The organism is Ideonella dechloratans (assembly GCF_021049305.1).
GTDB lineage: Bacteria > Pseudomonadota > Gammaproteobacteria > Burkholderiales > Burkholderiaceae_C > Ideonella > Ideonella dechloratans.
Genome location: NZ_CP088082.1, coordinates 346,343 through 368,008 on the forward strand (window position 1 = coordinate 346,343; position 21,666 = coordinate 368,008).

Genomic DNA, 21,666 nt, shown 5'->3' on the forward strand with positions numbered 1-21,666 from the left:
CCAGCCATGGGCTACATGCTCACCATCGAACCCCTGGGCGCCACGCTGGAGGTGGAGGAGGGCCAGACCCTGCTCGACGCCGCGCTGCGCCAGGGCATCTACCTGCCGCACGCCTGCGGCCACGGCCTGTGCGGCACCTGCAAGGTGCAGGTCTGCGATGGCGAGGTGGACCATGGCGCGGCCAACCCCTTCGCGCTGATGGAGGGCGAGCGCCAGGAGGGCAAGACCCTGGCCTGCTGCGCCACGCTGCAGAGCGATGCGGTGATCGAAGCCGACATCGAGGAGGAGCCCGACGCCGAGATCATCCCGGTGCGGGACTTCCAGGCCACGGTGCAGGCCATCACCGCGCTCACGCCCACCATCAAGGGGCTGCGGCTGGCGCTGAACCAGCCCCTGCACTTCCAGGCCGGCCAGTACGTGCAGCTGGACATCCCGGGCGTGGGCGCGCGGGCCTTCTCGATCGCCAATGCGCCGGCCGACGTGGAGCGCACCCGCAGCATCGAGCTGCATGTGCGTCAGGTGCCGGGCGGCGCCGGCACCACCTGGCTGCACCAGTCGCTGCAGGTGGGCGATGCGCTCAAGCTCAGCGGGCCCTACGGCCGCTTCTTCGTGCGCAAGTCCTCGCCCGCGCCGATGGTCTTCATGGCCGGCGGCTCGGGCCTGTCCAGCCCGCGCTCGATGATCCTGGACCTGCTCGACGGCGGCTGCACGACGCCCATCACCCTGGTCTACGGCCAGCGCAGCCGCGAGGAGCTCTACGGCCACGAGGAGTTCCTGGCCCTGGCCGCGCAGCATCCCAACCTGCGCTATGTGCCCGTGCTGTCCAACGAGCCCGAGGGCTCGGACTGGGCCGGCGCACGCGGCTATGTGCACGAGGCCGCCAAGGCCGCCTTCCCGCAGGGCTTTGCCGGCCACAAGGCCTACCTGTGCGGCCCGCCGCCGATGGTGGAGGCCTGCATCGGCGCGCTGATGCAGGGCCGGCTGTTCGAGCGCGACATCCACACCGAGAAGTTCCTCTCGGCCGCCGATGCCGGCGCGGTGCGCAGCCCCTTGTTCAAGAACGTCTGAGGAGGTCCCGACCATGATCTTCGACACACGACCCAAGGTCACGGTGGCCCTGACCCAGACCGGCGAGCACTACCCCTGCGCCCATGACGAGAGCCTGCTGGCGGGCATGTTGAAGCTGGGGCGCAAGGGCATCCCGGTGGGCTGTGCCAGCGGCGGCTGCGGCGTGTGCAAGGTGCGCGTCGTGGAAGGCGCCATCCATGCGCTGGGGCCGGTCAGCCGGGCCCATGTCAGCGCCGACGAGGAATGCCAGGGCGTGACCCTGGCCTGCCGTGTCGCCCCCAGCACCCCGGTGGTGCTGGAGGTGGTGGGCAAGTTCGAGAAGCCGTTTTTCAAGGGCTATGCCGCTGCGGTGGCGGCTGGCCCCTCCCTGAACCAACCGCAGTGAACGACAACCAGGAGACAAGCATGGGTGTATTGAGAATCGGGCATGCCAGCCTGCGTGTGATGGACATGGCCGCGGCCCTGAACCATTACGAGAAGGTGCTGGGCATGAAGGTGACGATGCAGGACAAGGCCGGCAACGTTTACCTCAAGTGCTGGGACGAGTGGGACAAGTACTCGCTGATCCTGACCCCCTCGGACCAGGCAGGCATGAACCACATTGCCTACAAGGTCGAGAAGGACGCCGACCTCGACCAGCTGCGCGACAAGATCGAGACCTGGGGCATCCACACCGAGATGCTGCCCGAAGGCACGCTGCCGGCCACCGGCCGCATGCTGCAGTTCAAGCTGCCCAGCGGCCATGAGATGCGCCTGTACGCCATGAAGGAGTACGTGGGCACCGACGTGGGCACCGTCAACCCCGACCCGTGGCCGGACGACATCCGCGGCGCTGGCGCGCACTGGCTGGACCACGCCCTGCTGATGTGCGAGATGAACCCCGAGGCCGGCATCAACACGGTGGCGGACAACACCCGCTTCATGACCGAGGTGCTGGACTTCTTCCTGACCGAGCAGGTCGTGGTCGGCCCGGGCGGCAGCATCCAGGCCGCCACCTGGCTGGCACGCACCACCACCCCGCACGACATCGCCTTTGTGGGCGGCGCCAAGAGCGGTCTGCACCACATCGCCTTCTTCCTGGACAGCTGGCACGACGTGCTGAAGTCGGCCGACGTGATGGCCAAGAACAAGACCAAGATCGACGTGGCGCCCACCCGTCACGGCATCACCCGCGGCGAGACGATCTACTTCTTCGACCCCAGCGGCAACCGCAACGAGACCTTCGCCGGCCTGGGCTACCTGGCCCAGCGCGACCGGCCGGTGACCACCTGGACCGAGGACCAGCTCTGGAACGGGATCTTCTATCACACGGGTGAAGCGGTGCCCTCCTTCACGGACGTCTACACCTGATCGGCCCACGGGGCCGCCTGACGGCGGCCCCGGACCGCATCCACAAGAACACGACCCACCGCGAAGGAACTCCATTCATGCGTTTTCCCACCTTCCTGAAGACCGCGCTGGCCCTGGCGGCCAGCCTGGGCGCGGGCCTGGGCGCCCAGGCCGCCGGCCACTACGTGCCGGGCGTCGAAGGCGTGCAGGCCGCCAGCGTGCCGCCGCCCGGCGTCTACTACCTGGGCTACCTGGCCGACTACAAGGCCGACAAGGTGCGCGCCCCAGGCACCAAAGAAGACCTGCCCGGCAGCAACAGCATCCATGTGACGGCCCTGGCCAACCGCCTGGTCTGGATCACCGACCACAAGATCCTGGGCGCCGACTACGGCGTCGAGACCATCGTGCCCGTGCAGCGCACCCAGCTGGATCTGGGCGTGGTGCCGCTGCATGACAACGACACCGACCTGGGCGACATCTACCTGGGCCCGGTGGTGCTGGGCTGGCACGGCAGCAACTGGGACGCGGTGGCCGCAGCCGGCTACTGGCTGGACAGCGGCTCCACCAATTCGCCCGCCTCGCCCGGCAAGGGCTACGGCTCCACCATGCTGACGGCCGGCGGCACCTACTACTTCGACGACGGCAAGACCTGGACCGGCTCGGTGCTGGCGCGCTACGAGTTCAACCGCACGACCAGCAGCGGCTTCAAGCCGGGCCAGACCCTGTCGGTGGAATGGGGCCTGGGCAAGGCGCTGGGCCCGGTGGTGGTCGGCCTGGTGGGCTACACCCAGCAGCAGATGAGCAAGGACAGCGGCCCCGGCGCGCTGGACCAGAAGGCCTCGCGCTCCGCCGCGGGCGCCGAGCTGATCTACCCGATGCTGTCCCAGGGCCTGTTCCTCAAGGGCGCCTTCTACCAGGAGTTCTCCTCCAAGGCGGCGACCAGCGTGGAACCCAAGGGCCACCTGCTGCGCTTCACCCTGGTCAAGGCCTTCTGACCTCAGCGAGGAACGCCGGCATGAACGCCTTCGACACGACCCTGGCCACCGGCCCGGTCTGCACCGACCAGGCCGTGGTCAGCGCCGAAGCCGCCGCCCGCATGGTGGCCGCTGCGGTGGCCCATGCCGGCACGCTGGGCATCCGCATCAACGCCGCCGTCACCGATGCCGGGGGCACCCTGGCGGCCTTTCTGCGCATGCCCGGCGCCTTCCTCCATTCGGTCGACATTGCGATCGACAAGGCCTACACCGCCGCCAGCTTCGGCTTCCCGACGAGCCAGTGGATGTCCCTGCTGGCCCAGGACGAAGCCCTGCGCCTCGGCATCGTGCAGCGGCCGCGTCTGGTCGTCTTCGGCGGCGGCCTGCCCATCCGGCGGACTGCCGCCGAGGGCGGCGCGCTGATCGGTGGCATCGGCGTGTCCGGCGGCTCGGCCGAGCAGGACGAGGCCTGCGCCCGGGCCGGCCTGCAAGCCGTGGGCCTGGGCTGAGGCCCGACAACCTTTTCTCTTCACTTCCCGCGGGGACATCACCATGCACCAGTACCTGAACTTCATCAACGGCGAGTTCGTCGCCACCGGCAAGACCTTCGAGAACCACGCCCCCGTCGACAACCGGGTGCTGGGCCTGGTGCACGAGGCGGGCGAGCGCGAGGTAGACGCCGCGGTGGGCGCCGCCCGGGCTGCGCTCAAGGGCGACTGGGGTCGCATGAGCGTGGTCAAGCGCGTGGAACTGCTCTACGCCGTGGCCGACGAGATCAACCGCCGCTTCGACGACTTCCTGCAGGCCGAGGTGGCCGACACCGGCAAGCCGCTGTCGCTGGCCTCGCACATCGACATCCCGCGCGGCGCGGCCAACTTCAAGGTCTTTGCCGACATCGTCAAGAACGTGCCCACCGAGAGCTTCGAGATGGCCACGCCCGATGGCGGCACCGCGCTGAGCTACGCGCTGCGCTCGCCGCTGGGCGTGGTGGCGGTGGTCTGCCCCTGGAACCTGCCGCTGCTGCTGATGACCTGGAAGGTCGGCCCAGCCCTGGCCTGCGGCAACACCGTGATCGTCAAGCCCTCCGAGGAAACCCCCGCCACCGCCACGCTGCTGGGCGAGGTGATGAACGCGGTGGGCGTGCCCAAGGGCGTCTACAACGTGGTGCACGGCTTCGGCCCCGGCTCGGCCGGCGAGTTCCTGACCCGCCACCCCGGCGTCAACGGCATCACCTTCACCGGCGAAACCCGCACCGGCGAGGCCATCATGGCCGCCGCCGCCAAGGGCGTGCGCCCGGTCAGCTTCGAGCTGGGTGGCAAGAACGCCGGCATCGTGTTCGCCGATGCCGACTTCGACAAGGCGGTGGCCGGCATCACCCGCAGCGCCTTCGAGAACTGCGGCCAGGTCTGCCTGGGCACCGAGCGAGTCTATGTGCAGCGCCCCATCTTCGACCGCTTCGTCCAGGCCTTGAAGGAGAAGGCGCAGGCGCTCAAGGTCGGCCCGTCCGAAGAGCCCGGCGTGGGCCTGGGCCCGCTGATCTCGGCCGAACACAAGGCCAAGGTGCTGGGCTATTACGAGAAGGCCAAGGCCGAGGGCGCCACCGTGGTGACCGGCGGCGGCGTGCCCGACATGCCCGGGGCGCTGGCCCAGGGCCACTGGGTGCAGCCCACCATCTGGACCGGCCTGCCCGAGAGTTCGCCCATCGTGCGCGAGGAGATCTTCGGCCCCTGCTGCCACATCGCCCCCTTCGACACCGTGGACGAGGCCATCGCCCTGGCCAATGCCACCAACTACGGCCTGGCCACCACGGTGTGGACGCAGAACCTGGCCACCGCCCACCGCATGGCGCGCGAGATCGAGGTCGGCCTGTGCTGGATCAACAGCTGGTTCCTGCGCGACCTGCGCACCGCCTTTGGCGGCGCCAAGGCCTCCGGCATCGGCCGCGAGGGCGGGGTGCATTCGCTGGAGTTCTACACCGAGCTGCGCAACGTGATGGTGAAGCTGTGAACGCCCCCGACCTGAAGTCCAATCCCGAGCTGGGCCGGCGCGTGCGCACCGGCGCCTTCGAGACCAATGTCCACGACCTGGGGGCCTCGGCGCCCGGCCAGCCGCCGGTGCTGTTCATCCACGGCTCCGGCCCCGGCGTCAGCGCCTGGGCCAACTGGCGCCTGGTGATGCCGGCGCTGGCCCAGCAGCGCCGCGTCATCGCGCCGGACATGGTGGGCTTCGGCTACAGCGACCGGCCCGCGGGCATGGCCTACACCATGGACACCTGGGTGCAGCAGGCGCTGGACCTGATGGACGCGCTGGACCTGCCCCAGGTGGACCTGGTGGGCAACAGCTTCGGCGGCGCGCTGGCGCTGGCCCTGGCCATCCGCGCGCCGCAGCGGGTGCGCCGCCTGGTGCTGATGGGCTCGGTGGGCGTGCCCTTCGCCATCACGCCGGGGCTGGACGCGGTGTGGGGCTACGAGCCCTCCATCCAGACCATGCGCGCGCTGATGGACACCTTCGCCTGGGACCGTTCGCTGGTCAACGACGAACTGGCCAAGCTGCGCTACGAGGCCAGCATCCGCCCGGGCTTCCAGGAGTCCTTCTCGGCCATGTTCCCCGCCCCGCGCCAGCGCTGGGTGGACGCCATGGCCAGCCCCGAGGCCGCCATCCGTGCACTGCCGCACGAGACCCTGATCCTTCACGGCCGGGAGGACCAGGTCATCCCGCTGCAGACCTCGCTGACGCTGTCGCAGTGGATCCCCAACAGCCAGCTGCATGTGTTCGGCCATTGCGGCCACTGGACGCAGATCGAGCACGCCGGTCGCTTTGCCCGCTTGGTCGGGGACTTCCTGGCCGAGGCCGACGCGGCCTGACGCACCTCTCATTCACCGATTCACCCTCCACACGGAACCGCCATGGACGCTGCCCTCATCCAGCACTACGGCGACGAGCTCTACCAGGCGCTGCAAAGCCGCCAGCCCGTCGCCCCGCTCACCGAACGTGAGCCCGCCATCACCGTCGACGACGCCTACCAGATCCAGCTGCGCATGATCCAGCGCCGGCTGGACGCGGGCGAGACGGTGGTGGGCAAGAAGATCGGCGTCACCAGCCAAGTGGTGATGGACATGCTGGGCGTGAACCAGCCCGACTTCGGCCATCTGCTCTCGGGCATGGTCTTCAACGAAGGCGAGCCCGTGCGCGTGTCCTCGCTGATCGCCCCGCGGGCCGAAGCCGAGGTGGCCTTCATCCTGGGCCGCGACCTGACCGGCCCCGGCGTGACGGCGGCCGACGTGCTGCGCGCCACCGACTGCGTGATGCCCTGCTTCGAGATCGTCGATTCGCGCATCCAGGACTGGAAGATCAAGATCCAGGACACGGTGGCGGACAACGCTTCCTGCGGCGTGCTGACCCTGGGCGGCGTGCGCCGCAGCCCGCGCGACCTGGACCTGGCGCTGGCCGGCATGGTGCTGGAGAAGAACGGCGAGATCGTCAGCACCTCCTGCGGGGCCTCGGTGCAGGGCTCGCCGGTCAACGCGGTGGCCTGGCTGGCCAACACGCTGGGCCGCCTGGGCATCTCGCTCAAGGCGGGCGACGTGATCCTTTCGGGCTCGCAATCGCCGCTGGTGCCGGTCAAGGCCGGCGACAGCCTGTACTGCAGCGTCGGCGGCCTGGGCGGCACGTCGGTGCGTTTCGTGGAATGAGGGCAGGGACCATGGCACTCGACAAGAACACCCTCCTCGGCCTGGCCGAGCACCTGGAGACCGCGGAGCTGCAGGCCCACGACGTCACCAAGATCACCGACGAGCACCCGGACATGGACTGGGCCGACGCCTACGCCATCCAGGACGAGATCCGCCGCCGCAAGGAAGCGCGCGGCCAGAAGACGGTGGGCCTCAAGTGCGGCCTGACCTCCTTCGCCAAGATGAAGCAGATGGGCGTGGACGTGCCGGTCTTCGGCTTCGTCAGCGACTACATGAGCCGCCCCGAGGGCGCGGCCATCGCGGTGAAGGAGCTGATCCACCCCAAGGTGGAGGCCGAGATCTGCGTGGTCACCAAGGCGCCGCTGCGCGGCCCCGGCTGCCATGTGGGGGCGGTGATGGCGGCCATCGACTTCGTGCTGCCGGGCGTCGAGGTCATCGACAGCCGCTACCGCGACTTCAAGTTCGACCTGAAGAGTGTGATCGCCGACAACACCTCGGCCTCGCGCTTCGTGGTGGGCGGCCGTGCCCGCAACGTCGAGGACGTGGACCTGCGCACCCTCGGCGTGGTGATGGAGAAGAACGGAAAGATCGTCGCCATGGCCGCCGGTGCTGCGGTGCTGGGCCACCCGGCCGCGGCCGTGGCGGCCCTGGCCAACCACTTGGGCGCGCGCGGGCAGGAGATCCCGGCCGGCAGCTTCATCATGACCGGCGGGGTGACCGAGGCCATCGCGGTGCAGGCCGGCGACCACATCGCGGTGCGCTTCCAGGACCTGGGCACCGTGTCGCTGCGCTTCGCCTGAGGCGCGGCCGATCCGAATCCTCTTTTTGAAAGAAGGCATCCCATGAAGAAAGTCAAATGCGCCCTGATCGGGCCGGGCAACATCGGCACCGACCTGCTGGCCAAGCTGCAGCGCAGCCCGGTGCTGGAGCCGGTGTGGATGGTGGGCATTGACCCCGAGTCCGATGGCCTCAAGCGCGCCCGCGAGATGGGCCTGAAGACCACCGCCGAGGGCGTGGACGGCCTGGTGCCGCACATGCAGGCCGATGGCGTGCAGATCGTCTTCGACGCCACCAGCGCCTATGTGCACGCCGAGAACAGCCGCAAGGTCAACGCCCAGGGTGCGTTGATGATCGACCTCACCCCCGCGGCCATCGGCCCCTACTGCGTGCCGCCGGTCAACCTCAAGCAGCACGTGGGCAAGAAGGAGATGAACGTCAACATGGTCACCTGCGGCGGCCAGGCCACCATTCCGATGGTGGCGGCGGTCTCCCGCGTGCAGCCGGTGGCCTACGGCGAGATCGTCGCCACCGTCTCCAGCCGCTCTGTCGGCCCGGGCACCCGCAAGAACATCGACGAGTTCACCCGCACCACCGCCGGTGCGGTGGAGAAGGTGGGCGGCGCCAAGAAGGGCAAGGCCATCATCATCATCAACCCGGCCGAGCCGCCGCTGATCATGCGTGACACCGTGCACTGCCTGGTCGACGAGAGCGCCGGCGAGCCCGACCGCGAGGCCATCACCGCCTCCATCCACCAGATGCTGGCCGAGGTGCAGAAGTACGTGCCCGGCTACCGCCTGGTCAACGGTCCGGTCTTCGACGGCCAGCGCGTCTCTGTCTTCCTGGAGGTGGAAGGCCTGGGCGACTACCTGCCCAAGTACGCCGGCAACCTGGACATCATGACCGCCGCCGCCGCCCGCACCGCCGAGATGTTCGCCGAGGAGATCCTCAAGGGCGAGCTGGTGCTGCAAGCCGTGGCCGAAGCCGTGGCCTGAACTCAGGAGAACAACGATGAACCTGCAAGGCAAGAAGATCACCGTCCACGACATGACCCTGCGTGACGGCATGCACCCCAAGCGCCACCAGATGACGCTCGAGCAGATGGCCTCCATCGCCTGCGGCCTGGACGCCGCGGGCGTGCCGCTGATCGAGGTCACCCACGGCGATGGCCTGGGCGGCAGCTCGGTCAACTACGGCTTCCCGGCCCACAGCGACGAGGAATACCTCTCCACCGTGATCCCGAAGATGAAGCAGGCCAAGGTCTCGGCCCTGCTGCTGCCGGGCATCGGCACCGTGGACCACCTGAAGATGGCCAAGGACCTGGGCGTGCACACCATCCGCGTGGCCACCCACTGCACCGAGGCCGATGTCTCCGAGCAGCACATCACCGCCGCGCGCAAGCTCGAGATGGACACCGTGGGCTTTCTGATGATGGCCCACATGGCCAGCCCGGAGAAGCTGGTGACCCAGGCCAAGCTGATGGAGAGCTACGGCGCCAACTGCGTCTACGTGACCGACTCGGCCGGCCACATGCTGCCCGACGACGTGACGGTGCGGCTGCAGGCGGTGCGCGCCGCACTCAAGCCCGAGACCGAGCTGGGCTTCCACGGCCACCACAACCTGGCCATGGGCGTGGCCAACTCGGTGGCCGCGGTGGCCGCCGGGGCCAACCGCATCGACGCGGCCGCAGCCGGCCTGGGCGCCGGGGCGGGCAACACGCCGATGGAAGTCTTCATCGCCGTGTGCGATCGCATGGGCATCCAGACCGGGGTGGACGTCTTCAAGATCCAGGACGTGGCCGAGGACCTGGTGGTGCCCATCATGGACCACATCATCCGTGTGGACCGCGACTCGCTGACGCTGGGCTATGCCGGCGTGTACAGCAGCTTCCTGCTGTTCGCCAAGCGGGCCGAGAAGAAGTACGGCATCCCGGCGCGCGAGATCCTGGTCGAGCTGGGCCGGCGCGGCATGGTCGGTGGCCAGGAAGACATGATCGAGGACACTGCGCTGACCCTGTCCAAGCAACGCGCCGCCGTCGCCCAGGCGGCTTGAACCCGAAGGAAGACCCACCATGCCCTTTGCACAGATCTACCTCATCGAAGGCCGCACCGAGGAACAGCGTGCCGCCGTGATCGAGAAGGTCACCGCCGCCCTGGTCGAGGCGGTGGGCGCACCCAAGGAGAACGTGCGCGTCTGGATCACCGAGGTGCCCAAGGAGAACTGGGGCATCGCCGGCGTCAGCGCCAAGGCCCTGGGGCGCTGACAGCCCGGCGCTGCCCCGGCCGGCCTGGTTCACCTTCAAAATTGCGTTGAAGAAGAACTGGGCCACCGGGGCTTCAAAGCCGGGTGCCGGACAGGCACAGTGGCGGGCATCGCCACCCCATGGAGACGCCCGCCATGAAAGCCATCGCCTACACCCAGCACGGCCTGCCGCCGGAAGACCCCCGCTCGCTCGTCGACATCACGCTGCCCGAGCCGGTGCCCGGCCCGCGCGACCTGAAGGTGCGGGTGCGCGCCATCGCCGTCAACCCGGTGGACACCAAGGTGCGGCGCGGCGCCCCGACCGAGACGCCGCGCGTCATCGGCTGGGACGCAGTGGGCGTGGTCGAGTCGGTCGGCCCCGAGGTGCGCTTCTACCGCCCGGGCAACGAGGTCTTCTTCGCCGGTGCCATCGACCGCCCCGGCTGCTACGCCGAAGCGGTGCTGGTGGACGAGCGCATCACCGGCCGCAAGCCGCGCACCCTCAGCGACGCCGAGGCCGCGGCCCTGCCGCTGACCACCATCACCGCCTGGGAGCTGCTGTTCGACCGCCTGGGCATTCCCGAAGGCGGCGGGGCCGGGCAACATCTGCTGGTGGTGGGCGCGGCCGGCGGGGTGGGCTCCATCCTGGTCCAGCTGGCCCGACAACTGACGCAACTGACCGTGATCGGCACGGCCTCGCGCCCGGAGACCCAGGCCTGGCTGCACGCGCTGGGCGCCCATGCGGTGATCGACCATCGCCAGCCGCTGACCCAGGAGCTGGCGCGCATCGGCGTGCCGGCCGTGCCCTATGTCATCAGCATCACCCACACCGCCGAGCACTACGCCCAGATCGTCGAGGCGCTGGCCCCGCAGGGCCACCTCGCGCTGATCGACGACCCGGGCACGCTGGATGCGATGCCGCTCAAGCGCAAGTCCCTGTCGCTGCACTGGGAGATGATGTTCACCCGGCCGGTCTTCCAGACGCCGGACATGGTGCGCCAGCACGAACTGTTGGAGCGGGTGGCCGATCTGGTCGACGCCGGCCGCATCCGCACCACGCTGGGCGAGCACTACGGCCGCATCGACGCGGCCAATCTGCGCCGCGCCCATGCCCTGATCGAGAGCGGCACCGCGCGCGGCAAGATCGTGCTCGAAGGCTTCTGAGCAGGCGGTGGCGGTGGGGCTTGAGGGAAAGCCCCGTCGCTCCAGGCGGGCGGCTCGTTTAGAACCTGGGTTCCTCTCCCTGGCATGCCGCAGTCCATGAGCCCTTCGCCTTCTCTCGCCGTCGACGGCGGCTGCCAGATCGGCGACGTGACGCTGCGGGCCACCGACCTGCCCCAGACCCGGCGTGAGAAGCTCGCGCGCATCGTGCTCGACGCGATGTACCAGTTCGTGGGCCTGCTGGATGCGCAGGGCACCACGCTGGAGATCAACCGCGCGGCCCTGGAGGGCGCCGGCCTGCGTTTCGAGGACATCCGCGGCCGGCCCTTCTGGGAGGCGCGCTGGTTCCAGGTCTCGCGCGAGAGCGTGGCCCTGCAGCGCGACATCGTGCGCCGCGCCGCGGCGGGCGAGTTCGTGCGCTGCGACCTGGAGGTCTATGGCCAGGCCGCGGGCGACGAGACCATCGTGGTCGACTACTCGTTGATGCCGGTGCGCGACGACCAGGGCGAGGTCGTGTTCCTGCTGGCCGAGGGGCGCAACATCTCGGCCAAGAAGCGGGCCGAGGCCGAGGTGGTGCGCAAGAACGCCGAGCTGCAGGACCTGCTGGACCAGGTGCGCCGCCTGGACCAGCTCAAGAGCGACCTGTTCGCCAAGCTCAGCCACGAGTTCCGCACGCCGCTCACCCTCATCCTCGGGCCGGTCGAGGACCTGCTGGAGCAGGGCGCCGGGCAGGACCCTGCGCAGCGCGAGCGTCTGCAGCTGATCCGCCGCAGCGCCGAGACCCTGCTGGGCCACGTCAACGACCTGCTGGACCTGGCCCGCGTCGATGCGGGCCACATGGCGCCCAGCTATGCCCGGGTGGACCTGGCCGCCCTGGTGCGCCATGTGGCCCAGCCCTTCCAGTGGCTGGCCCCCAAGCGGGCCCTGAGCTACACCGTGTCCACGCCGCCCAGCCTGCCCGCCGCGGTGGACCCGCGGCAGTTCGAGCGCATGCTGCAGAACCTGCTGTCCAACGCTTTCAAGTTCACGCCCGCGGGGGGGCGCATCCGCTGCGTGCTGGAACCGCTGGGCGGCACGCGCTGTCTGCTCAAGGTGCAGGACTCGGGGCCGGGCGTGCCGGCGTCGCAGCGCCAGGCCATCTTCGACCGTTTTCACCAAGGCAGCGCCGCTGCCGCCGGCGAGCAGAGCGGCTCCGGCCTGGGGCTGGCCATCGTGAAGGAGCTGGTGCAACTGCACGGCGGCGTGATCGGCGTGAGCGATGCGCCGGGTGGCGGCGCCCTGTTCCAGCTGGAGCTGCCGCTGCAACCCGGCGAGGAACACTACCTGCCCGACCGGCCGCTGCAGACCGCCTTCACCTCGGCCTCGCGCACCTTGCCGGAACTGGACGCCGTTCAGCCTGCAGAGGCCGTGTGCGCCGCCGTGCCCGGCGAGGCCGAGGCGCTGGCGCCCGAGGGGGTGGCGCTGCCGCCGGGCCGTGCCACGGTGCTGCTGGTGGAGGACCACCCCGAGATGCGGCGCTTCGTGCGCGAGGCCCTGGGGCACGACCACCGGGTGCTGGCTGTGGGCGATGGGCAGACGGCGCTGCAGCAGGCCCTGGCCGCGCCGCCGGACCTGATCGTCACCGACCTGATGATGCCGGGCCTGTCCGGCGACCGGCTGATCCAGGCCATCCGCGAGGCGCCTGCACTGGCCGAGGTGCCGGTGCTGGTGCTGTCCGCACGGGACGATCATGCGCTGCGCACCCGACTGCTGGCCCAGGCCGCACAGGACTACCTGACCAAGCCCTTCTCGGCGCACGAGCTGCGCGCCCGGGTGCGCAACCTGGTGAGCATGAAGCTGGCCCGCGACGCCATGCGCCAGGCCCTGGCCTCGCAAAGCGACGACCTGTCCCACCTGGCCCACCAGCTCATCGTCAGCCGGCGGGCGCTGCAGGAATCGGAGCAGCGCTGGTGGGCCATCTACGAGCACTCCCCCGTGGGCATCGCGCTGCTGGACGGGGCCGAGCGCATCCTGGGGGCCAACCCCGCGTTCAGCCGCATGCTCGGGCACACGGACGCCCAGATCCGCCGCTGTGGCTTGGCCGACATCACGCCGCCCGGTGAACAGTCGGCCAGCCGTGAGCGGGTGGCCCGGGTGCTGGCTGGCGAGGTGCGCGAGTACCACGTGCAGCGGCGCTTTCTGCACCGCGACGGCCATGGGGTGTGGGCCAGCACCAGCGTGGCTCAGGTGCCCGACGCCGCCGCGGGCGCGCCGCTGCTGGTGGTGGTGGCCGAGGACATCACCGAGCAGAAGGCGGCCGAGGAGGCCTTGGCCGGGGCCCGCGAGGCGCTGGCCCAGGTCACCCGCGCCAGCGCGCTGGGCGAGATGGCGGCCTCGCTGGCGCATGAGATCAACCAGCCCCTGGCGGCCGTGGCGACCAACGCCCAGGCCGGCCTGCGCTGGCTGGATGCCCAGCCGCCCAACGAGCCCCAGGCCCATGCGGCGCTGGAGCGCATCGTGCGCGACGCCCGGCGCGCTGCCGACATCATCGGCCGCACCCGGGCCTTTCTGCAGCGCGGGGCCAGCCGCCGCCAGCCGGTGGCCCTGGCCGCGGTGGTGGCCGAGGTCATTGAGCTGGTGCAGGCCGAGGCCCAGAGCCGCCGGGTGACGCTGCAGGTGGCCGCGCCCGACGGGCTGCCGGCCGTGCTGGCCGATCCGGTGCAGGTCCAGCAGGTGGTGCTCAACCTGGTGATGAACGGCATGGAGGCCATCGGCCGCGACGGGGCAGGGCCCCGCTGGGTCCGCGTCACCCTGGGCCGGCACGATGCGGCCAGCCTGCGGGTGCAGGTCGAGGATGCCGGGCCGGGGTTGGACCCGCAGGCCGGCGAGGAGATCTTCCAGGCCTTCCACACCAGCAAGCCCCAGGGCCTGGGTATGGGCCTGGCCATCAGCCGCGGCATCGTCGAGTCGCACGGCGGCCGGCTGTGGGCCGAGCAGCGGCCCGGGGCGGGCGCCACCTTCTGTTTTACCCTGCCGGTGGTGGGTGAGGGGGCGGCGCCATGAACGTGCCTGTTCCCGCCACCGCGCCTAGCCCGGGCCAGGCCCGGGTGCTGGTCGTCGACGATGACCTGTCGATGCGCGAGGCCCTCGCCAGCCTGATCGGGTCCGCCGGCTGGCCGGTGGAGAGCTTCGCCTCGGCCGCCGAGCTGCTGCAGCGTCTGCAGACGCCCCAGGACGGGCCGGCCTGCCTGGTGCTGGACGTGCGCATGCCGGGCATGACCGGGCTGGAGCTGCAGCGCGAGCTGGCTCAGGCGGGCCGCCCGCTGCCCATCGTCTTTCTGACGGCCCATGGCGACATCCCGATGACCGTGCGGGCCATCAAGGCCGGGGCCATCGAGTTCCTGCCCAAGCCCTTCGACGACGAGGCCCTGCTGGGGGCCATTGCCCAGGGCCTGGCCGAGGCCGCGCAGGCCTGGCAGGCCCAGCAGGACAGCCGGGCCCTGCGCGCGCGCTACGAATCCCTCACCCAGCGCGAGCGCGAGGTGATGCACTGGCTGCTGCAGGGCCTGCGCAACAAGCAGACGGCCGACCGCCTGGGCATCTCGGAGGTGACCGTCAAGGTGCACCGCCACCGCATGATGGAGAAGATGGCCGCAGGCTCATTGCCCGAGCTCATCGCCATGCTCGACCGCCTGGGCGTTCCGCGCGCCGATCCGGGAATGTCCCAGGGGCCGAACGGGGGCTGAAGGGCCCGAACTGAACCTTTGTGCAATGGTGCGCCCAGGTCTGTCTCACTAGATTTGCATGGCACGCCCACCGCACCGCACGGTGCCGGGCGAGAAGAGGGCCTCACAGCAGGCCCACCGCCAACACACAGGAGACAGACGCCATGGCCTTGCTCGACCGCAACGAGTGGTATGACATTGCGCGCAGCACGAACTGGACACCGTCCTACGTCAGCGAAGACGAACTCTTTCCCGATCTGATGACCGGCGCCAAGGGCGTGCCAATGCAGGCCTGGGAAAGCTACGACGAACCCTACAAGACCTCGTACCCCGAGTACGTGCGCATCCAGCGCGAGAAGGACGCCGGGGCCTACTCGGTCAAGGCTGCGCTGGAGCGCAGCCGCATGTTCGAGGAGGCCGATCCGGGCTGGCTCTCGATCCTGAAGTCGCACTACGGCGCCATCGCCCTGGGCGAGTACGCGGCGATGAGCGCCGAGGCCCGCATGACCCGCTTCGGCCGCGCGCCGGGCATGCGCAACATGGCCACCTTCGGCATGATGGACGAGAACCGCCACGCCCAGATCCAGCTGTACTTCCCGCACAGCTACTGCGCCAAGGATCGCCAGTTCGACTGGGCGCACAAGGCCTATCACACCAACGAGTGGGGGGCCATCGCGGCACGCCACACCTTCGACGACCTGTTCCTCGCGCGCAGCGCCACCGACATCGCGGTGATGCTGACCTTCGCCTTCGAGACGGGCTTCACCAACATGCAGTTCCTGGGCCTGGCGGCCGATGCGGCGGAGGCGGGCGACTACACCTTTTCCAGCCTCATCTCCAGCATCCAGACCGACGAGTCGCGCCATGCGCAGATCGGCGGGCCGGCGCTGCAGATCCTGATCGCCCACGGGCGCAAGGAGGAGGCGCAGAAGCTGGTGGACGTGGCCATTGCCCGCGCCTGGCGCCTGTTCTGCCTGCTCACCGGCACGGCCATGGATTACGCCACGCCGCTGGAGCACCGCAAGCAGTCCTTCAAGGAGTTCATGCGCGAATGGATCGTCGGCCAGTTCGAGCGCACGCTGCTGGACCTGGGTCTGGACCTGCCCTGGTACTGGGACCAGATGATCCACGAGTTCGACTACCAGCACCACGCCTACCAGATGGGCATCTGGTACTGGCGCCCGACGCTGTGGTGGAACGTGGCCGCCGGCATGACGCCCGACTGCCGCGACTGGCTGGAGGAGAAGTACCCCGGCTGGAACGACAGCTTCGGCCAGGCCTGGGACGTGATCATCGACAACCTCAAGGCCGGCCGCACCGACCTGACCCTGCCCGAGACCCTGCCCATCGTCTGCAACATGAGCCAGATCCCCATCTGCGCCGTGCCGGGCAAGGGCTGGAACGTCAAGGACCACCCGCTGACCTACCAGGGCCGCACCTACCACTTCAACTCCGAGATCGACCGCTGGGTATTCCAGCAGGACCCGCTGCGCTACCGAGACCACCTGACCCTGGTGGACCGCTTCCTGGCCGGGCAAATCCAGCCGCCCAACCTGATGGGTGCGCTGCAGTACATGAACCTCGCCCCCGGCGAGATCGGCGACGACGCCCATGGCTATGCCTGGGTCGACGCCTACCGCGACCCGCGCGGCAAGAAGCAGGCGGCCTGACAGGCCGCTCGAGCCAGCCAATTCCAGGAGACAACGATGGCCCTGTTCCCCCTGATTTCCAATTTCCAGTACGACTTCGTGCTGCAGCTGCTGCCGGTCGACACCGAGAACACCATGGACGAGGTGGCCGCCGCCGCCGCCCATCACTCGGTGGGCCGGCGGGTGCGGCCCCAACCCGGCAAGGTGGTGCGCGTGCGCCGCCAGGGCAGCGAGACCTTCTTCCCCCGCGAGAAGAAGCTGTGCGAGACCGACATCCAGCCGATGGAGTCGCTCGAGTTCATCTTCTGCGACGCCTGAGGACACGCCCATGAGCTTTCAGAAAGTCTGCACGCTGGACGAAGTCTGGGAAGGCGAGATGACCGAGGTCGAGGTGGGCGGGCACGTCATCGTGCTGCTGGGCATGGATGGCGGCGAGGTGCGCGCCTTCCAGGGCGTCTGCCCGCACCAGGACATCCCGCTGTGCGAAGGCAAGTTCGACGGCAAGGTGCTGATGTGCCGCGCCCACCAGTGGACCTTCGACGCCCAGACCGGCGCGGGCATCAACCCCGGCGACTGCCGGCTGGCGCAGTACCCCGTGCGCATCGAGGGCGAGGACGTGCTGGTGGACGCCGCCGACGTCACCCCGCTGTTCGCCCACAGCTGACCACCGAGACCCCACACCATGAGCCAAGACAAGACCGCCGAGGCCTACCGAAACAACCGCGTCGGCCCCGTGCTGCGCGCCAGCCCCATCACCAGCGCCGTGATCGAGGCTGCCGAGGAGGACAACCCCGGCAAGCAGATCCGCGTCGACGACAAGCTGGCCTATGTGCGCATCGACTGCGAAGGCGAGCTCGTGCTGCGCCGCGAGACGCTGGAACGCGCGCTGGGCCGGCCTTTCAAGATGTCCGAGCTGGAGCTCAACCTGGGCTCCTTCGCCGGACGCATCGAGACCGGCGACGAGCAGGTCCGCTTCTATTACGAAAAGACGCTCTGACCGGAGCAGGAGACACCCCCATGTCACAACCCGAAGTGCTCAAGCCGCTCAAGACCTGGAGCCACCTGGCCGGCCGCCGCCGCAAGCCCAGCGAGTACGAGATCGTCTCGACCAACCTGCATTTCTCCACCGACAACCCCGACGCGCCCTTCGAGCTGGACCCCAACCACGGCCTGGCCACCTGGTTCAAGCAGTACCGCAACGCCTCGCCGCTGCGGCATGCCGATTGGGACGCCTTCCGCGACCCGGACGAGATGGTCTACCGCACCTACAACCTGCAGCAGGACGGGCAGGAGACCTATGTGCAGGGCCTGTTCGATCAGTTCTCGGCCCGGGGCCACGACGCCATGCTGGAGCCGGCCTGGGCCGGCACGCTGGCCCGGCTCTACACCCCCGCGCGCTACCTGTTCCACACGCTGCAGATGGCCTCGGCCTACCTGTCGCAGATGGCCCCGGCCTCGACGATCTCCAACTGCGCCACCTACCAGACGGCCGATGCGCTGCGCTGGCTCACCCACACGGCCTACCGCACCCGCGAGCTGGCCACCGCCTTCCCGTCGGCCGGCTTTGCCACCGGCGAGCGCGAACGCTGGGAGCAGGACCCGGCCTGGCAGGGCTGGCGCGAGTTGGTCGAGCGCGCGCTCGTGGCCTGGGACTGGGGCGAGAGCTTCACCGCCTTCAGCCTGGTGGTGCGCCCGGCGGTGGAGGAGACCGTGCTGCGCGGCCTGGGCGAGGTGGCGCGCCACAACGGCGACACCCTGATGGGCCTGCTGACCGACGCCCAGCTGCTGGACGCGCAGCGCCACCGCCGCTGGGCCGCCGCCCTGGTGCAGATGGCCCTGCAGACCGAGGGCAACCGCGCGGTGCTGCAGCGTTGGGTGGCCGCCTGGGAGCCGCTGGCCGAGCGCGCCATCGAGCGTTATGTGGCGGCCCTGCCCGAGGCGGGCGACCTGGCCGGCCGGGCCCAGGCCGCCACCCGCCAGTGGCGCGAGGGACTGGGGCTGTGAGCGGCGAAGCGACCGCCTCTGCGCCGCCGCTGCGCATCCAGATCGAGGGCGGCCCCGCCTTCGAGATGGCCGAGGGCGAGGACACCCTGCTGCGTGCGGCCTTGCGGGCCGGGGTGCCCTGGCCTTACGAGTGCAGCGTCGGCGGCTGCGGCGCCTGCCGCTACGAGCTGGTGGAGGGCGAGGTGGCCACGCTGTGGTCCGAGGCCCCGGGCCTGTCCGAGCGCGACCGGCGGCGTGGCAAGCGCCTGGCCTGCCAGTCCCGGCCGCTGCGGGACTGCCACCTGCGCGTGCGGCTGGAGCCGCCCGACGAGGAGGCCCCCATCCCACCCCGGCCGATGCAGGCCACCGTGGTCGGGCGTCGTTCGATCACGCCCGACATGGACGCGCTCGTGCTGCAGGCGCCCGGGCAGGCGCTGTTCCGCCCCGGCCAGTACGCGCTGCTCTATCCGCCGGGCGTGGCGGGGGCGCGGGCCTATTCCATGGCCAACCTGCCCAACGCCGAGGGGCGCTGGGTCTTCATCATCCGGCGCGTGCCGGGGGGCGCCGGCAGCCAGGCCCTGTTCGCCACGCTCCAGCCCGGGGCCACCCTCCTGTTGGATGGGCCCTACGGGCATGGCCATCTGCGGCCGGGCGAGCGGGACGTGGTGTGCGTGGCCGGGGGCTCGGGCCTGGGGCCCATGCTGTCGGTGGCGCGTGGCGTGCTGGCCGAGGCGGGCACCCGCCGGGTGCACTTCTTCCTGGGCCTGCGGCAGCAGGCCGAGCTGGGTGCCCTGCGGGAGCTCGATGGCCTGGACCCGGCGCGGCTGCAAGTCCACACGGCCCTGTCGGCCCCGGACCCGGGCCAGCCCTGGGCCGGCCACTGCGGCTTCGTCCACGAGATGATCGAGCCGGCCCTGCCCGGGCCGCTGGACCAGTACGACCACTACTTCGCCGGCCCGCCGCCGATGGTGGAGGCGGTGCAGCAGCTGCTGATGGTGCAGTACCGCGTCCCCTTCGGGCAGCTGCACTTCGACCGCTTCGTCTGACGGGCCCGCGCCGGGCGCGTCGTTAAACGCGCGGACTCCAACTGAGATCCCAGAAAGAAGACGCCCGGCATCAAGCCGGGGCCAGAATGCGGCGCGCTGTCATCAGGCACCGCACCTGCTCAGGGAGGAAGAAGCAGGGGCCCAAGGGCCGGGCTGAAGTCTACATGCAGGGCCCCGGCAACTCCCCTTGAAGTGGATTGTGAGTAAAACGGGGAGCCGTCCCTTGCCGCTGACTGACCACGCTGCGGACGAGACGTGACGGGATTTGGGTGCGCTGCACACGAAATGTGAGGTCGGCTGACCTGACCGTCATCACGCATTTGCGCTAAATCAACGGCTTAGCCGCAGCTGGGAAGCGGCTAGACAAGCTAGGAAAGGTCTGCACGACTCGCAACCCGGCGTGTTGGTGCGCTGAGCCGATGGGAATGTGATGCCGCCGAGGGCAAATTCGCTTTGGTTTCCATGCTCGCAGGACCCTAACAGGTCCGCGACCCGTGCAATCTGCCATGCTGCGGTCGCACTCATGCTACCGCTCCGATGAGTTTGCGCCGCGCCATCCACAGATTGGCCAGCGCAAACAGCGTGTGCAGCTGGGCCGTGTTCATGGCCAAGCCGCGATAGCGCACCTTGACCTGCCCGAACTGGCGTTTGACCACCCGGAACGGATGTTCGACCCGCGCCTGGATGCCGGCCTTCACCCGCCCGAGCTGCTCGGTGAGTGCCTCGATCGGCTTGGCCGGGGCTAGCGTGCGACGCTTGCCAGGACGCATGGCGATGTTCCAGGCCACACCGGCCCTGGCGTCGGGCCGCTTGTCGGCACCTCGATAGCCGGCATCGGCGTAGGCCTCGCAGTCCTCATCCAGCCTCAGCTCCTGAGCCTCGGCCTGGTCACCCTCGACGGCCGCGAACACTACGTTGAGCTCGACCTGTCCACGGAGGACGGCCGGGCCCGCATGCGGGCCTCAAGCGATTTCGTGCGCTACGACGGACTCCGGGACATGTGGGGCCACGTCCCCGATGCCGCCGCTACCGAGTTGGAAATGGGCCGCCGGCACCCACCTACGCGCCCCACGGGCCCTGGGCCCGAAGGCCGCCAGAGTTCGGATTACACGGCGAATCCTGGAAGACAGCAGACGCCCACCCGTCACTCGCTGAGGCTCGTCCTGGATGACGATGCTGCGCGCATCGGCATGGAAGTACACCCGCTGGCCCAGGCGGAAGGTCTCGATCTCGGAAGAGAGCATCACCGTATGCCCCTTCTTCAGGATGCTTCGGTATGACGGTGAGGTCTTGTGTGATCGGGAGTTCATGGCCGTGGCCTTCATGGAAGTCTCCGTGGAGGTGTCTCTGGGGATCAATGCCTCTGCAGGCATTCGGTCCAGTGCATCATCGCCTGCTACTAAATCGCTAAATCGCCTCAGGGCTTCGACAGCGCGGCGACAATTCGCGGCCAGTGGCGCAGCTGCAGGCCGATCCACTCCTCGCAAAGGACCAGCCGCGTCCGAGGCACCTCGACGCCAGGCGCGATGTACGCACTGCGCCCCCACGAATACACGTCGTCGAGAATCACATACGGCTCGCCGCGGTGGTGCTTCCGCAGCCAGTCGAGCACTTCGTGGCAGCGCGTCAGCCCCGGAAAGTGTGGCGTGCTCCAGCGCTCCTTGGGCTCGATGCCGTCTGCAACGCATGCCAGGCCGGACCGGCGCATGACCTCCTGCAGCTGAGCACGCGTGAAATTGAGCCGCCAGGTCGACGAGATGACCCAGCGCAAGTGCCCTTGGTGCCGGGCGTGAAGGTCGACCAGAATTTCGCGCGCCATGGGGGACCAAAGGCGCTCGAAAACGAGGTCGGCGTCGATCCGCTTGCCTCGAATTGCGTCCAAGGCATCGAGTCCGCCGTAGTGCTCATTGACGGCAACGACGTCGTCGAGGTCCAGGAAGACCAGCGGCCAGTGGCGCGGCGCCTCCAGAGTTTCCCCGTGTTCGACGTCGGCCGCGAGGCGGTCAAGGTGCGCGCACTTGGCCACAAGCCAAGCTTCCTCC

The 21,666-nt window shown here is 69.5% G+C and carries 22 protein-coding genes and 1 pseudogene; 21 read left to right on the top strand and 2 right to left on the bottom strand.

What is annotated here, in order from left to right; genetic code table 11:
- Positions 1-6 precede the first annotated feature (6 nt).
- The 21 genes from LRM40_RS19535 to LRM40_RS19635 all read left to right on the top strand — a co-directional run bounded on the left by LRM40_RS19535 (position 7) and on the right by LRM40_RS19635 (position 19,624).
- A complete protein-coding gene (locus tag LRM40_RS19535; RefSeq protein ID WP_151123198.1) occupies positions 7-1,068 on the top strand; it encodes an NADH:ubiquinone reductase (Na(+)-transporting) subunit F in 1,062 nt (353 codons plus the stop codon).
- A 13-nt stretch (positions 1,069-1,081) separates the two neighbouring features.
- Entirely contained in the window at positions 1,082-1,453 is a 372-nt protein-coding gene (locus LRM40_RS19540; protein ID WP_151123197.1) for a 2Fe-2S iron-sulfur cluster binding domain-containing protein, read from the top strand.
- A gap of 20 nt (positions 1,454-1,473) precedes the next feature.
- On the top strand, positions 1,474-2,418 hold the full coding sequence (locus tag LRM40_RS19545; RefSeq protein ID WP_151123196.1) for a catechol 2,3-dioxygenase: 945 nt from the start codon (positions 1,474-1,476) through the stop codon (positions 2,416-2,418).
- Between the two features lie 77 nt (positions 2,419-2,495).
- On the top strand, positions 2,496-3,392 hold the full coding sequence (locus tag LRM40_RS19550; protein ID WP_151123195.1) for a SphA family protein: 897 nt from the start codon (positions 2,496-2,498) through the stop codon (positions 3,390-3,392).
- A 20-nt stretch (positions 3,393-3,412) separates the two neighbouring features.
- On the top strand, positions 3,413-3,880 hold the full coding sequence (locus LRM40_RS19555; protein ID WP_151123194.1) for a GlcG/HbpS family heme-binding protein: 468 nt from the start codon (positions 3,413-3,415) through the stop codon (positions 3,878-3,880).
- 43 nt (positions 3,881-3,923) lie between these two features.
- On the top strand, positions 3,924-5,378 hold the full coding sequence (locus LRM40_RS19560) for a 2-hydroxymuconic semialdehyde dehydrogenase (protein WP_151123193.1): 1,455 nt from the start codon (positions 3,924-3,926) through the stop codon (positions 5,376-5,378).
- A complete protein-coding gene (locus tag LRM40_RS19565) occupies positions 5,375-6,235 on the top strand; it encodes an alpha/beta fold hydrolase (protein ID WP_151123192.1) in 861 nt (286 codons plus the stop codon). Before LRM40_RS19560 ends, LRM40_RS19565 begins: the two co-directional genes overlap by 4 nt.
- A gap of 42 nt (positions 6,236-6,277) precedes the next feature.
- The gene (dmpE, locus tag LRM40_RS19570) at positions 6,278-7,063 is read left to right on the top strand and encodes a 2-oxopent-4-enoate hydratase (RefSeq protein ID WP_151123191.1); all 786 of its coding nucleotides are present in this window, start codon (positions 6,278-6,280) and stop codon (positions 7,061-7,063) included.
- Between the two features lie 11 nt (positions 7,064-7,074).
- Entirely contained in the window at positions 7,075-7,863 is a 789-nt protein-coding gene (gene dmpH, locus LRM40_RS19575) for a 2-oxo-3-hexenedioate decarboxylase (protein ID WP_151123190.1), read from the top strand.
- Positions 7,864-7,905: 42 nt separating this feature from the next.
- A complete protein-coding gene (locus tag LRM40_RS19580) occupies positions 7,906-8,835 on the top strand; it encodes an acetaldehyde dehydrogenase (acetylating) (RefSeq protein ID WP_151123189.1) in 930 nt (309 codons plus the stop codon).
- Between the two features lie 16 nt (positions 8,836-8,851).
- Positions 8,852-9,892: a 4-hydroxy-2-oxovalerate aldolase gene (gene dmpG, locus LRM40_RS19585; protein ID WP_151123188.1), complete on the top strand. Its 1,041-nt coding sequence runs from the start codon at positions 8,852-8,854 to the stop codon at positions 9,890-9,892.
- A 19-nt stretch (positions 9,893-9,911) separates the two neighbouring features.
- On the top strand, positions 9,912-10,103 hold the full coding sequence (gene thmT, locus LRM40_RS19590) for a 2-hydroxymuconate tautomerase (RefSeq protein WP_022979328.1): 192 nt from the start codon (positions 9,912-9,914) through the stop codon (positions 10,101-10,103).
- A gap of 134 nt (positions 10,104-10,237) precedes the next feature.
- Positions 10,238-11,245 (top strand): zinc-binding alcohol dehydrogenase family protein, encoded by a 1,008-nt coding sequence (locus tag LRM40_RS19595; protein WP_151123187.1) that lies wholly within the window; start codon positions 10,238-10,240, stop codon positions 11,243-11,245.
- A gap of 96 nt (positions 11,246-11,341) precedes the next feature.
- The gene (locus LRM40_RS19600) at positions 11,342-14,284 is read left to right on the top strand and encodes an ATP-binding protein (RefSeq protein ID WP_170288812.1); all 2,943 of its coding nucleotides are present in this window, start codon (positions 11,342-11,344) and stop codon (positions 14,282-14,284) included.
- The gene (locus tag LRM40_RS19605) at positions 14,281-14,967 is read left to right on the top strand and encodes a response regulator transcription factor (protein WP_151123185.1); all 687 of its coding nucleotides are present in this window, start codon (positions 14,281-14,283) and stop codon (positions 14,965-14,967) included. Before LRM40_RS19600 ends, LRM40_RS19605 begins: the two co-directional genes overlap by 4 nt.
- Before the next feature lie 143 nt (positions 14,968-15,110).
- Positions 15,111-16,616, top strand: a complete 1,506-nt coding sequence (locus LRM40_RS19610) for a ferritin family protein (protein ID WP_151123184.1) — start codon at positions 15,111-15,113, stop codon at positions 16,614-16,616.
- A 36-nt stretch (positions 16,617-16,652) separates the two neighbouring features.
- Positions 16,653-16,913, top strand: coding sequence for a toluene-4-monooxygenase system B family protein (locus LRM40_RS19615; RefSeq protein ID WP_022981827.1), 261 nt, complete (start codon positions 16,653-16,655; stop codon positions 16,911-16,913).
- Between the two features lie 10 nt (positions 16,914-16,923).
- Complete coding sequence (locus tag LRM40_RS19620; protein ID WP_151123183.1) at positions 16,924-17,259, top strand: monooxygenase system ferredoxin subunit; 336 nt, start codon at positions 16,924-16,926, stop codon at positions 17,257-17,259.
- 18 nt (positions 17,260-17,277) lie between these two features.
- Positions 17,278-17,592, top strand: coding sequence for an MmoB/DmpM family protein (locus LRM40_RS19625; protein ID WP_151123182.1), 315 nt, complete (start codon positions 17,278-17,280; stop codon positions 17,590-17,592).
- 20 nt (positions 17,593-17,612) lie between these two features.
- Complete coding sequence (locus LRM40_RS19630; protein WP_151123181.1) at positions 17,613-18,599, top strand: aromatic/alkene monooxygenase hydroxylase subunit beta; 987 nt, start codon at positions 17,613-17,615, stop codon at positions 18,597-18,599.
- Entirely contained in the window at positions 18,596-19,624 is a 1,029-nt protein-coding gene (locus tag LRM40_RS19635; protein ID WP_233447486.1) for a 2Fe-2S iron-sulfur cluster-binding protein, read from the top strand. The genes LRM40_RS19630 and LRM40_RS19635 overlap by 4 nt, the downstream gene beginning before the upstream one ends.
- A gap of 521 nt (positions 19,625-20,145) precedes the next feature.
- Here LRM40_RS19635 and LRM40_RS19640 read toward each other — a convergent pair.
- Positions 20,146-20,469: pseudogene (locus LRM40_RS19640) on the bottom strand (transposase); the annotation flags it as partial.
- Positions 20,470-21,041: 572 nt separating this feature from the next.
- Positions 21,042-21,650 carry an HAD domain-containing protein gene (locus LRM40_RS19645; RefSeq protein WP_151123179.1) on the bottom strand — a complete coding sequence of 203 codons (609 nt, stop codon included), beginning with the start codon at positions 21,648-21,650 and terminating at the stop codon, positions 21,042-21,044.
- Positions 21,651-21,666: the final 16 nt, after the last annotated feature.